The organism is Streptomyces sp. NPDC053426 (assembly GCF_055585405.1).
On sequence record NZ_JBVJKE010000008.1, the window covers coordinates 331,923 to 344,156 of the forward strand.

A 12,234-nucleotide genomic window follows, 5' to 3' on the forward strand; every position below is an offset into this window, starting at 1 on the left:
ACGGGCGTATCTACGGGCGTATCTACGGGTATATCTTCCGCCCCTCGGCGAGCATGGCGACGAACTTCTCGATCCGGGCCGCCCGGGTCTGGGGCCGCTTGGCCTCCTGGATCCGGTGGAGGATCGCGTACCGGTTGCGGCCGTCGAGGGTGCCGAAGAAGTCACCGGCCCCGGGGGCCGCGTCCAGCGCGGCCCGCAGGTCGTCGGGGACGGTCGCCGTGCTCTGGCTCGCGTACGCGGCCTCCCAGCGGCCGTCCGCCCGCGCCCGCTCCACCTCGCGCAGCCCGGACGGCCGCATGCGCCCCTGCTCGATGAGATCGAGGGCCTTCTGCCGGTTGACCGCCGACCACCGGCTGCGCGCCCGCCGCGGGGTGAACCGCTGGAGCCAGTGGGTGTCGTCCAGCCCCTTCTTGTGCCCGTCGATCCAGCCGTAGCACAGCGCCGACTCCAGGGCGGTCGCGTAGTCGACCCCGGTGATCCCGGACCCCTTCCTCGGAATCCTCAGCCACACCCCGTCGACGTCCCCCTGATGCTCCTCCAGCCACGCCTCCCAGTCCTCTCGCGTCTCGAAGCCACGCACAGGTTCCACATCGCCAGCCATACGCCCATGCAACCGGCCCGAGCGGCACAGGTCAACGAGAGTTCGCCCCCGCCGCCCCTTCCCGTCCCCTGAGTTTCAGCCTCTCCGGCGTTTGAGGAGCGGGGCCTGGGGCGGAGCCCCAGTTTCGGGACGGGAAGGGGCGGCGGGGGCGAGAAAAGTCAGTGGCGACGCAGCCCACGCAGCAGAACCATGGCGGCTGCCGCTGCCGTCAGGCCCGTGCCCGCCAGGGCAAGGGCGCGGGCGGCGCGGCCCGGGGGCACAGGACGAGCACCCGCGGCGGTGCCGTACGCGCTGCCCGAACCACCGGGCAGAGCCGAGGCCAGCAGCTCGGCGAGATGAACCGCCTCATGACCACCGCTGTCGAACTCGTGGATCTGGGTCCGGCAGCTGAACCCGTCCGCCAGCACCACCGTCGACCCGTCCTCGCCCCGCAGCCGAGGCAGCAGCACCCGTTCCGCACACGCCTCGCTGACCTCCAGATGCCCCCGCTCGAACCCGAAGTTCCCGGCCAGCCCGCAGCACCCCGACTCCAGCCGCTCGGCATCCACCCCGGCACGCCTCAGCAGCTCCCGGTCGGCGTCCCAGCCGATCACCGCGTGCTGGTGACAGTGCACCTGCGCCAGCGCCCGCGCCGACCGGTCCGGCACCCGCGGCGGCTCGTAGCCGGGGCTGTGCTCGGTGAGCAGCTCGGCCAGCGTGACCGTGTGGTCGCGCAGCCGCCGTACGTCCCGGTCGCCGGGGAACAGCTCCGCCGCGTCCGAACGGAAGACGGCCGCGCAGCTCGGCTCCAGCGCGACCACGAGACCGCCCTCCCGCACATGCGCGGCCAGCCGGTGCACCGTACGGGCCAGCACCCGCTCGGCCACGCCCAGTTGCCCGGTGGAGATCCAGGTCAGCCCGCAGCACAGCGGCTCGGTGGGCAACTCGACCCGCCAGCCCGCGTGTTCGAGGACCTGGACCGCCGACCGCCCGATGTGCGGATGGAAGTGATTGGTGAACGTGTCCGGCCACAGCAGCACCGTCCCGCGCGCCCCGTCACCGGACGGCCCCCGCCGCTCGAACCACTGCTCGAACGTCTCGTCCGCGAACAGCGGCACCTCCCGGTCCGCCACCCCGGCGACCGCCCTCGCCGCCCGCGACACCAGCGGGCCGTGCGTGAGCGCGTTGACCACCGGGCCGAGCCGCGAGTGCCCCACCACCCGCGCGACCGCGGGCAGCCACCCCATCGACCAGTCCGAACGCGGCCTGCGCCACGGCCGCCCCGCGTAGTGGTGGGACAGGAACTCCGCCTTGTACGTCGCCATGTCCACATCCGCCGGGCAGTCCTTCTTGCAGCCCTTGCACGCCAGGCACAGATCCAGCGCGTCCCGCACCGCCTCCGAACGCCAGCCGTCGCGGATCGCGCCGTCGCCGTGCCCGTCGAGCATCTCGAACAGCAGCCGCGCCCGCCCGCGCGTGGAGTGCTCCTCCTCCCGCGTCACCTGGTACGACGGACACATCACCGCGCCGCCGTCGTTGGTGTGCTGCCGGCACCTGCCGACCCCCACGCACCGGTTGGCGGCCTGAGCGAACGACCCGCCGTCGTCCGGGAACCGGAAGTGCGGGTCGCGCGGATCGCGCGGCGCCCAGTCGCCGCCCAGCCGCAGATTCTCGTCCAGCCCGTACGGAGCCACCACCTTCCCCGGATTCATCCGGTTCAACGGGTCGAAGACCGCCTTGAGCCGCCCGAACGCCTCCACCACCCGCTCCCCGAACATCCGGGGCAGCAACTCGCCCCGGCTCTGTCCGTCCCCGTGCTCCCCGGAGAACGAACCGCCGAACTCCGCGACCAGATCGGCCGCCCGCTCCATGAACCTCCGGTACGCCGCCACCCCTTCCGCGCTGTACAGGTCGAACGGGATCCGCGTGTGCACACAGCCGTGCCCGAAGTGCCCGTACAGACTGGGACCGGTGTCACTGAGGTAGCCGAACTCGTCGTACAGGGCCCGCAGCCGGCGCAGATAGTCGCCGAGCCGCTCCGGCGCCACCGCCGAGTCCTCCCATCCCTCGAACGTGTCCGGCCGGTGCGGCACATGCGCGGTGGCCCCCAGGCCCGCCTCGCGCACCGCCCACAACTCCTGCTCCCGCGCCGGGTCGTCGAGGAACGCCACCTTCGGATCGTGCTCCGTCTCGCGCAGCGCGCGCAGCATCCGGTCGGCCCGGTCGTCCGCCTCGTCGACGGTGTCGGCGCCGAACTGCGCCATCAAGAAGGCACGCCCCTCGGGCAGTTCGGCGAGCGCCTCGGGGTTCAGGTGCTTGAGCCGCTCGTCGTGGATCAGCCGGGCGTCGACGCCCTCCAGCGCGATCGGCTCGTGCGGCAGGATGTCCGGCACCGCGTCCGCCGCCCGGTCGACGCTCTCGAACCCGAGCACCACCAGCGTGCGCTCCTTCACCACGGGCACCAGTTCCAGCTCCGCGCGCAACACGGTCACCAGCGTCGACTCGCTGCCCACCAGCAGCCCGGCGACGTCGAAACCGTGCTCGGGGAGCAGGGAGTCCAGGTTGTAGCCGGAGACCCGGCGCGGGATGTCCGGGAAGCGCCGCCGCACCTCGTCGCCGTACGCGTCCCGCAGTGCCCGCAGCCGCCGGTACACCGCCGCCCGCGGATCGCCCCGCGCCTCGATCCCGGCGTACTCCTCGTCATCGGTCTCGCCGCACCAGAAGCGGGTGCCGTCGTAGAGCAGCACCTCCAGGCGGGCGATGTTGTCGACGACCTTGCCGGTGCGCTGGGCGGTGGCGCCGCAGGAGTTGTTGCCGATCATCCCGCCGATCGTGCAGTTCGCGTGGGTGGCCGGCTCCGGCCCGAAGCGCAGCCCCGTCGGCGCGAGCCGGCCGTTCAGCTCGTCCAGCACGATGCCGGGCTGCACGACGCACGTACGGGCGTCCTCGTCCACCGACTCCAGTTCATCGCAGTACTTCGACCAGTCGAGCACCACGGCCGTGTTGACGCACTGCCCCGCCAGACTCGTCCCGCCGCCCCGCGACAGCACGGGCGCGCCGTGCTCCCGAGCCACCGCCACCGCCTCCACGGCCGCGTCCACGGTACGCGGGACGACCACGCCGATCGGCGTCTGCCGGAAGTTGGACGCGTCCGTCGAGTACGCCGCCCGGCTCCCCGCGTCGAACCGGACCTCCCCGTCGACCCGCTCCGCGAGCGCCGCGGCGAGCGCCTCCGCGTCGACCGGAGGACCGGCGTCGTGGCGGACGACGGGGTCGGGCAGATCCAGCCCACTCATGAGGGCCTCCTTCACGAACGGTACGGTCCTCGGCGGCGCGCCGAGTACCCCCTGGGCGCCCGGGGCAAGCGTCACCGTGCGCACGCCCCGCGATGGCGGACCGTGTCGTTATTGGGCCGAACGGGTGACCATGAGTAAGAATTGCCCGATGCAGACAGCCAGCGCGACAGGGGACGGAGCATGCCGGTGAACAGCCACGATGTCACCGACGAACAGTGGGAGGGGCTCGCCCAGGTCGTTCCGCTGCGGGGCCGCGACGCGTGGCCGTCCGCGGTGGGCCACCGCACCTTGCCCGAGGCCCCGACGGAGGCGCGCCGCCGCTTCGTCGTCCTGCGCGTGAACGTGTTCGCGGACGCCCGCGACGTCGCCGAGACACTGATGTCCGGGATACCGGTCCTGCTCGACCTGACCGGAGCGGAGACCGAGACCGCCAAACGGGTCCTGGACTTCAGCACGGGCGTCGTCTTCGGCCTGGCCAGCGGCATGCACCGGGTCGACCGCAACGTCTTCCTCCTGACCCCGGCCGGCACGGAGGTCACGGGACTGATGGAAGGCGTGGGAGTCCCGGGGAGCTGAGCGGCGCGGTCCCCCCGCTCCCCGCGGGCAGTCGTGTCGCTGGGGCGGCACGGGTGGGCGGACCTTCCCCCGCTCTCCGCGGGCAGTCGTGTCGCTGGGGCGGCACGGGTGGGCGTGACCTTCCCCCGCTCTCCGCGGGCAGTCGTGTCGCTGGGGCGGCACGGGTGGGCGTGACCTTCCCCCGCTCCCCGCGGGCAGTCGTGCCGCAGGGCGGCACGGGTGGGCGCGACGGCACCCCGTAAGCGCCGGGCCGCGCGACCACCCCCCGGCCGGCACCGGGACGCGCGTCGCCCGATCGTGGGAAGGCCCACCGAGCGGAACGGTTCACCACGCACCGGCCCCCTTAGCGTCCCGCCCATGACCCCACCTCCCCCGCCCCGCCCGGACACGAGCACGTCGCCCACGCCCTCGGACCCGGCCGCACCGGCCGCACCGACCGCGCAGCCCACCGGCGTCGACGGCCGCCCGCGGCCCCTGACGGAGGGACGGACCGGCGGCACCGTGGGCCACCCCGACCGGCCGCGCGTCACCGAGCTGCTGCTGTCCGCCTTCGCCGGGCACCGCGGCGTGGCGCTCCCGCTCGGGGCGCTCACCCTGCTCACCGGACCCAGCGGAAGCGGCAAGACCAGCGCGCTGCGGGCGTACGAGGCGCTCGCCCGGCTCGGCGGCGGGGCCGAGCTGGGGGAGACGTTCCCGGAGCCCGGCGCCTGCGTGCCGGAGCGGTCCCGCGCCGACGCCCAGCGCCGCCGCGGCTTCCGCATCGGCTGCACGGCCGACGGCCCCGAGGGGCCGGTCCGGCTGGAGGTCGCCGTACAGGCCGAACCCGGGCTGCGGATCGTGGGGGAGCGGCTGACGGCGAACGGGGTGGTCCTCCTGGAGACCGCCCTGCGCGACCCCGGCCGGCGCACCGTACAGGCCGCCTGGCACACGGCCGGGGCGACCCCGGTGACCCGCGCCCCGCTGCCGGACGACCGGCTCGGCACCGCACTGCTGCCGCTGCGCGTCGCCGGCAAGACCTACGGACAGCGCAGGGTGCTCGCCGCCGCCGAGCAGATGGTGGTCGCCCTGCGGTCCGTCTTCCCCTGCGACCCCCGCCCCGAACGGATGCGGGACCCCGTCCCGACCGGCACCGGGCGGCTGCTCGGCGGCTGCGACAACCTCGCCGACGTCCTGTGGCGCACCCGCGCCGAGTGCGGACGCCGGCACGCCCTCCTGGTGGAGGCGGTGCGCGCCGGATGCGCCGGGCCGGTCACCGACCTGCTCGCCGAGCCGTACGACACCGGCCACCTGGTCCGCGCCCTCCTCGACCGGGGCGACGGCACCCGTACGGACCTGCGCCGCCTCGGCGACGGCGAGCTGCGGTACGCCGCCCTCGCCCTGGTGCTGCTCACCGGCCCCGGTGTCCTGGAGGTCGACGCGCCCGGCGAGGTCCCGGCCGCGCTCCAGACCCTCACGGTCCTCGCCGACGGGCTGGACCGGGCGCTCGATCCGGGGCAGCGGGGCGAACTGCTGCGCCTGGCGGCGCGGATGTGCGAGCGCGGGCACATCCGGCTGGTCGGCACGGTGAGCGACGCCTCCTGGGCGGTGGGGGTGAGCGGGGTGACGGTGGTACACCTGGACCGTGACTGATCCGTACGACCTCGCGGGGCTCCGGCACCGGCTCGCCCGGTTCGCCGCCGCGCGGAACTGGCAGCCGTACCACACCCCGAAGAACCTCGCCGCCGCGCTCAGCGTGGAGGCCTCCGAACTCCTCGAGATCTTCCAGTGGCTGACGCCCGAGGAGTCCGCCCGCGTCATGGACGACCCGGACACCGCGCACCGCGTGAACGACGAGGTCGCCGATGTCCTCGCGTATCTGCTCCAGTTCTGCGAGGTGCTGGGTGTCGATCCGCTGGCCGCGCTGGCCGCGAAGATCGACCGCAACGAGCACAGGTTCCCGACGGGAGGGCCGTCTGGTAACTCTACGTAACTGAAAAATGGTCTCTGTTCGATTAATTGTCCACAGATTTCGGTCTTCCTCTGGCTTTTTGTCTCACGTGCCCTCACTCTGGGTAGTGAACAAGGGAGTTCAACGGATGCGGACGCGTGGGCAGCGCGTCGGACAGACGGGGGCAGCGCATGGACGCTGTGCGGCTCATCGTGACAAGCAGGCGCGCCCTGGCCGCGAGCGGCGGCGTGCGGGAGTTGCTGACCGAGGTGTGGCAGGCGCAGGCCCTGGCGCAGGCGACAGGGAGCCGCCTCGCCGTCGTCGGCCCGCCCGAGCTTCGCGAAGAGGCACTGGGGTTGGCCGAGCTGGCGGGCCGCGGCTGCGGAGTGCTGGGCACGCCGGAACTCGGCCCGGGCGGACCGCGTGCGGATCGGCTCACCGAACTGGGCGAGCCCCGCCCGGTCCTGATGCACCTCGGCGGCCTGCTCGGCGAGGTCGGCATCGCCCTGGTGGGCCTCGCCTGCTCCGCGGACGACGAGGCGACGTACTGGCAGTGCATGGAGGCCATCGACGCGGCGGACGAGTCCCGCGACCGAGTGCAGGAGATGCTCCGCAAACTGTCAGACCGAGAGGATTCTCTACCGGAACGGGAAGCCGGCTGACACGCGCCCCCCGCTCTCCGCGGGCAGTCGTGCCTCCCCCAGTGCCTTAAGGGCCTGGGAGGTACCCCCAGCGGCACGGGTGGGCGCGACGGCACCCCGTGAGCGCCGGGCTGCGCGAACACCCCCGGCCCGCACCACCGCCGGGGCACCCCGCGAGCACAGGCCCCGCCCGCAAGCGTGCAGGATGAACCCATGGATCTTCGCATCTTCACCGAACCCCAGCAGGGCGCCACCTACGACACCCTCCTCACCGTCGCCAAGGCCACGGAAGACCTCGGCTTCGACGCCTTCTTCCGCTCGGACCACTACCTCAGCATGGGTTCCGCGGACGGCCTGCCCGGCCCCACCGACGCCTGGATCACCCTCGCCGGCCTCGCCCGCGAGACCAACCGCATCCGGCTCGGCACCCTGATGACCGCCGGCACCTTCCGCCTCCCCGGCGTGCTCGCCATCCAGGTCGCCCAGGTCGACCAGATGTCCGGCGGCCGTGTCGAACTCGGCCTGGGCGCGGGCTGGTTCGAGGAGGAGCACAAGGCGTACGGCATCCCCTTCCCGAAGGAGAAGATCGCCCGCCTCGAAGAGCAGCTGGAGATCGTCACCGGTCTGTGGGCCACCGAGACCGGCCAGACCTTCGACTACCACGGCACCTATTACGACCTCACCAAGTCCCCCGCGCTCCCCAAGCCGACCCAGCCCAAGGTGCCGGTCCTCATCGGCGGCCACGGCGCGACCCGCACCCCGCGCCTGGCGGCCCGGTTCGCGGACGAGTTCAACATGCCCTTCGGTTCCATCGAGGACACCGTGCGCCAGTTCGACCGGGTCCGCGACGCCGCCCGGGAGGCCGGCCGTGACCCCGGCGACCTCGTCTACTCCAACGCCCTCGTCGTCTGCGTCGGCAAGGACGACCAGGAGGTCGCCCGCCGCGCCGCCGCGATCGGCCGTGAGGTCGACGAACTCAAGACCAACGGCCTGGCGGGCTCTCCGGCCGAGGTCGTCGACAAGATCGGCCGTTACGCCGAGACCGGATCCAGCCGCATCTACCTCCAGGTCCTCGACCTGCACGACCTCGACCACCTGGAACTGATCTCCGCCCAGGTCCAGTCCCAGCTGTCGTAGACACGAACGCCGCACCACCCGGGGCCGTCCGCACGAAGCGGACGGCCTCGCCGCGTCCGCGTAGGACACGGTCTAAGCCGATGCGCCCATTCCTGATGGACCCGGAGAAGGCCCGCGGTCATCGGGGGCTTCTCGCCGATCGTCCTCGGCCTGCTCCTGATGAGGCGCCCGACCACGGTCCGTGACGTCGTCCGCGCTGTTCGGGGCGGAGTCCGAACGGCCGGACCTCCTGTGGGGAGGGCTTGGTCTTCTCTTGCGGAGCAGGTCCGGCACCCATTCCGTCAGTGCGGGATCCATCGGCGGGCGGCCCCTCTGTCCGGATCTTTCACCGAAGTGTCGCGGGACATCTGCCGGTGTGCTCGAACCGTGTCCCGCAAGCGGTCGGCGGGATCAAATTCGGTCGGCGGCGATGAGCAGGTACTGGAAGCTGCCGTTCTTGTAGGCGGTCAGGAACGCGTCCTCGATGCCGGTGGCCAGGGAGGACTTGGCGCGCAACTCCCAGTACGGGATGGTCGCCGCGGTGAGGTCCACGACGCTGATCGGCACGAGCCGGTTGTTGGCCATCTCCATGAAATAGGTGGAGCGGGGGTGGATGTCGCAGATGTAGTGGGCATTGATCGTCGACACCTCGCGAGAGGGCAGCCCGTAGGTGTCGTTGTAGCAGCCGGTGATGGTGACGTACCGGCCGCCGCGTGCGAGGAGACGGGAGTATTCGGCGAACAGTGTCGACAGGTCGACGTACATGGTCGACTCGTTGTTCCAGATGGCGCGGAACGAGCCGGTCTCGAAGCCGGTGTCGAGCATGTTCTTGAGGTGGAAGCGCACCCGGTCGTCCACACCGCGCTTCTCGGCCTGCGCGTTGGCGAAGGCCACCTGGGTCTCGGAGATGGAGATCCCGTCGACGCGGCAGCCGAAGCGCTCGTTGGCGACCATGCTGCCGCCGCCGCGTCCGCAGCCGGAGTCCAGTACGCGGTCGTCGGGGGTGACGGCGCCGAGCCGGTCGGCGAGGAAGTCGGCCTGGGCACATTCCAGGCGGTGCAGTTCGGCGATGATGCGCTGGTCGCGGGTCTCCTCGGGGCCCTCCAGGACCGACCAGTCGACGTCGCCGATGCCGTAATGGTGGTGGTAGAAACCGTCGACCTCGCCCAGTCTGAGGTTGACGGGGTTCTTCTCGCGGTTCCAGTAGTCGGCCACCGACTCCTGGTAGGGACTGAAGGCCGGGAATGCTGCCGCGTCGGCGCGCTGCGCTGTGGTGGTCATGGGGTTGCCTTCTCTCTTACCAGTAGTTGGGCAGGGAGTAGCGGTAGGTGTTGGTGTGGTGCCATTCGTGGTTGCCGGCGACCCAGGCGGTGAGGCCGGTGGTGTAACGGGCCAGGACCGGGTTCTCGGCGGCCAGGACGGAGGCTTCGTCCTCGAAGGCGTGCATGATCTCGTTGTGGATGTCGACGGCCTTCAGATAGGCGTCCTTGAGGCCGCTGTGCTCCTCGGCGGCGATCACCACCGGGAGGTTCAGATGGTGCTCGTCGAGTGCCATTTCCTTCGTGAAGGAGTACAGGTCGTTGACGAGCGTGGTGGCGTTGCAGGCCAGCGCGGTGACGCGCTGGACTTCGGGGCGGGAGTAGAGCGGCTCGGGCAGCTCGTAGCCGTCCACGGCGTCCACGATGGACAGACAGGGGCGGAAGTTGTTGAACTGCCGCATCACCAGGTACTGCCACACCGGCGGGGTGGTGCGGGTCTGCGCCCAGGCTCCCTCGGCGAGGTACCCCAGGTGCAGGCGCGCCACGTCATGGATGAACCGGGTGGCCTGACTGGGGGTGGCGATGTCCCGGAAGGCGCGCATCGCACCGGCGTAGGAGCGCAGCGGGGCGTCCGCGCCCAGCCCTTCCTGCCACTGCTGCTGGTAGCCGTCCGCGGTGTGCAAGGGGTCCAGGGCGCTCTGCGCGATGACGAGCCTGCCGCCCAGGCCGATGGGAGACCCGCCGTAGTCCTCGCAGTAGCAGTCGTCGACGACGTTCTCCGCGACCAGCAGTTTGCCCGCAACGACGAGGCGTTCGAGGTCGGCCGCCCCGGGGTGCTGCAGGACGACCGCGCGGCCGACCTGGAATCCGGCGAAGTCCCCCGCCCATTGAGGGGGAACCAGGGCGAGCTCATGGGCCCAGGCCTCGAGCCGCCGGTCCACCTCGGCGACCTTGACCGGGTCGGCCGGCACGGCGGGCGGGCAGTACAGGCCCGGAATCGGATCACCGGGGCGGGGCTGAGCCGTGGGTGCGGGATCGGACCGGCCGTGATCCGCGTGCGGCGGAAGCAGGGCCCTGGCCGCCGAGGTGCCCAGACCGGTCGGGCCCGCGGGAAGCCGTGCCGCCGTCTGCTTCGCCGGGGACGCGGTCTGCGAGGCTGCCGACTCCGGCCGCGGGGCGAACGGATCCTGTCCTCCGGGAGGTGCCGGGTCGGGCAGCGAAGCGTTCACCGGGCCCGCCACCTCGTGGGTGGCGGGGACGGTGAACCCCCGGGACAGTGATGACACCGTCTCAGCCCTCCTTCACTCGTCGGACCGGGTGCTCAGTCACGCGCGCGTACCTCGACGTTCTCGAGAATGCCGAGCGCGTCCGGGACGAGGACCGCGGCGGAGTAGTAGGTGCTGACGAGGTAGGAGATGATCGCCTTCTCGTCGATCCCCATGAAGCGCACATTGAGTCCGGGCTCGACCTCGTCGGGCAGACCGGTCTGGTAGAGGCCGATGACGCCCTGGTCGTCCTCGCCGGTGCGCATGGCGATGATGGACGAGGTCTGGTGCCGCGTGATCGGGATCTTGCCGCACGGCAGGATCGGCACTCCGCGCCAGGCGGGAATGTGATGCCCGTCGACGTCGACGCTGCCGAAGTAGATGCCCCGCTTGTTGCACTCCTTGCCGAACGCGGCGATGGCGCGGGGGTGGGCGAAGAGGTACCTGGTGCCGCGGCGCATGCTCAGCAGGTCGTCCAGGTCGTCCGGGGTGGGCGGGCCGGAGTGGGTCGGGATGCGCTGGTTGAAGTCGGCGTTGTGAAGCAGCCCGAATTCGGGGTTGTTGACCAGTTCGTTCTCCTGGCGCTCGCGCAGTGCCTCGATGGTGAGCCGCAACTGTTGCTGCGTCTGGTTCATCGGCTGGTTGTAGAGGTCGGCGACCCGGGTGTGCACCTTCAGCACCGTCTGCGCCACGCTCAACTCGTACTCGCGCGGCTGGAGTTCGTAGTCGACGAACGTGGTGGGCAGGGTCGGCTCGCCCTTGTGGCTGGAGAGGAAGTCGATCGCGGCCTCACCGGCCTTGTTCGTCGACCTCTGCGCGTCGGCGCTGCGCTGCTGGACGTGCGACCGCAGTGCCTCGTGCTGGTCGGCGATCGTCCTGTACGCGGAGACCGGCAGCGCCAGGACCGTGACCGCCGTCGCCGCGCGGGCCGTGGACGGCCACTTGCCGTCTCCTCCCGCCAGTGCCATGCCGCCGAAGCTGTCCCCGTCCGACAGCCGGCCCACGACGGCCTCGCCCTCGTACGGCGCGGCCGTGACCTGCTGTACCTTGCCGTGCGCGATCAGGAACACGTGGTCGGCCTTCTGGCCTTCCTTCGCGATGACCTGGCCGGGGCCGTACTCCTTCTGCACGAACTTGCCGGCCAGGGCCTCCAGCGCCGGGCCGTCGGCGAACCCCCGCAGCAACGGAAGTTCGGCCAGTTCCTCGGGGACGACACGGATCTTGGACCCGTTCTTGTCGAAGGTCACCTTCCCGTCCCCGACCGTGAACGACAGACGCCGGTTCACCCGGTAGGAACCGCCCGGGACGTTGGTCCACGGCAGCTTCCGCAGCAGCCACCGCGAGCTGATCCCCTGCATCTGGGGTTCGGACTTGGTGGTCGTGGCCAGATTGCGTGCTGCCGCGGTACCGAGGCTGAGCTGTTCCTCCTCCTGCCGCCCCTCCTGAGCCTTTGCTGCCGGTGCCTGACGTGTCTCGACTGCCATCGACTGCCCCTCTTCCGGTTCGCGTGATGATCTGCATGGCTTCCATCGGGCCGACGGAGCAGCCAGCGGCGATTACCCTCTGTGCATATT

General features: G+C 71.5%; 10 protein-coding genes. 5 read left to right on the forward strand and 5 right to left on the reverse strand.

Annotation, left to right across the window (positions count from 1 at the left end; all coding sequences use genetic code 11):
• Positions 1-22: 22 nt before the first annotated feature.
• Entirely contained in the window at positions 23-601 is a 579-nt protein-coding gene (locus ACZ62B_RS19120) for a YdeI/OmpD-associated family protein (protein WP_344565517.1), read from the reverse strand.
• 158 nt (positions 602-759) lie between these two features.
• Entirely contained in the window at positions 760-3,876 is a 3,117-nt protein-coding gene (locus ACZ62B_RS19125) for an FAD-binding and (Fe-S)-binding domain-containing protein (RefSeq protein ID WP_469691231.1), read from the reverse strand.
• Between the two features lie 180 nt (positions 3,877-4,056).
• Between ACZ62B_RS19125 and ACZ62B_RS19130 the strand changes: the two genes are divergently transcribed.
• The 5 genes from ACZ62B_RS19130 to ACZ62B_RS19150 all read left to right on the forward strand — a co-directional run bounded on the left by ACZ62B_RS19130 (position 4,057) and on the right by ACZ62B_RS19150 (position 8,157).
• Positions 4,057-4,452 carry a cell division protein SepF gene (locus tag ACZ62B_RS19130; protein WP_469691233.1) on the forward strand — a complete coding sequence of 132 codons (396 nt, stop codon included), beginning with the start codon at positions 4,057-4,059 and terminating at the stop codon, positions 4,450-4,452.
• 357 nt (positions 4,453-4,809) lie between these two features.
• Positions 4,810-6,081, forward strand: coding sequence for an ATP-binding protein (locus tag ACZ62B_RS19135; protein WP_469691235.1), 1,272 nt, complete (start codon positions 4,810-4,812; stop codon positions 6,079-6,081).
• Positions 6,074-6,421, forward strand: a complete 348-nt coding sequence (locus ACZ62B_RS19140) for a nucleotide pyrophosphohydrolase (protein ID WP_344565509.1) — start codon at positions 6,074-6,076, stop codon at positions 6,419-6,421. Before ACZ62B_RS19135 ends, ACZ62B_RS19140 begins: the two co-directional genes overlap by 8 nt.
• 149 nt (positions 6,422-6,570) lie before the next feature.
• A complete protein-coding gene (locus ACZ62B_RS19145) occupies positions 6,571-7,041 on the forward strand; it encodes a DUF6099 family protein (protein WP_344565507.1) in 471 nt (156 codons plus the stop codon).
• Between the two features lie 192 nt (positions 7,042-7,233).
• Positions 7,234-8,157, forward strand: coding sequence for an LLM class F420-dependent oxidoreductase (locus ACZ62B_RS19150; RefSeq protein ID WP_344565505.1), 924 nt, complete (start codon positions 7,234-7,236; stop codon positions 8,155-8,157).
• Between the two features lie 390 nt (positions 8,158-8,547).
• On the opposite strand, the gene ACZ62B_RS19155 is transcribed toward ACZ62B_RS19150, so the two are convergent.
• Genes ACZ62B_RS19155 through ACZ62B_RS19165 form a run of 3 tightly spaced genes read right to left on the reverse strand, consistent with a single transcriptional unit; the run spans position 8,548 to position 12,144 of the window.
• Positions 8,548-9,417, reverse strand: a complete 870-nt coding sequence (locus ACZ62B_RS19155; protein WP_469691239.1) for a geranyl diphosphate 2-C-methyltransferase — start codon at positions 9,415-9,417, stop codon at positions 8,548-8,550.
• A gap of 16 nt (positions 9,418-9,433) precedes the next feature.
• The gene (locus ACZ62B_RS19160; protein WP_468879488.1) at positions 9,434-10,672 is read right to left on the reverse strand and encodes a family 2 encapsulin nanocompartment cargo protein terpene cyclase; all 1,239 of its coding nucleotides are present in this window, start codon (positions 10,670-10,672) and stop codon (positions 9,434-9,436) included.
• Positions 10,673-10,716: 44 nt separating this feature from the next.
• The gene (locus ACZ62B_RS19165; RefSeq protein ID WP_468879453.1) at positions 10,717-12,144 is read right to left on the reverse strand and encodes a family 2B encapsulin nanocompartment shell protein; all 1,428 of its coding nucleotides are present in this window, start codon (positions 12,142-12,144) and stop codon (positions 10,717-10,719) included.
• Between the last annotated feature and the right edge of the window lie 90 nt (positions 12,145-12,234).

Bases quoted from the DNA above. Each gene is read 5' to 3' on its own strand.
- ACZ62B_RS19120 (WP_344565517.1), bottom strand. From the start codon at position 601: ATGGCTGGCGATGTGGAACCTGTGCGTGGCTTCGAGACGCGAGAGGAC.
- ACZ62B_RS19125 (WP_469691231.1), bottom strand. From the start codon at position 3,876: ATGAGTGGGCTGGATCTGCCCGACCCCGTCGTCCGCCACGACGCCGGT.
- ACZ62B_RS19130 (WP_469691233.1), top strand. From the start codon at position 4,057: ATGCCGGTGAACAGCCACGATGTCACCGACGAACAGTGGGAGGGGCTC.
- ACZ62B_RS19135 (WP_469691235.1), top strand. From the start codon at position 4,810: ATGACCCCACCTCCCCCGCCCCGCCCGGACACGAGCACGTCGCCCACG.
- ACZ62B_RS19145 (WP_344565507.1), top strand. From the start codon at position 6,571: ATGGACGCTGTGCGGCTCATCGTGACAAGCAGGCGCGCCCTGGCCGCG.
- ACZ62B_RS19150 (WP_344565505.1), top strand. From the start codon at position 7,234: ATGGATCTTCGCATCTTCACCGAACCCCAGCAGGGCGCCACCTACGAC.
- ACZ62B_RS19155 (WP_469691239.1), bottom strand. From the start codon at position 9,417: ATGACCACCACAGCGCAGCGCGCCGACGCGGCAGCATTCCCGGCCTTC.
- ACZ62B_RS19165 (WP_468879453.1), bottom strand. From the start codon at position 12,144: ATGGCAGTCGAGACACGTCAGGCACCGGCAGCAAAGGCTCAGGAGGGG.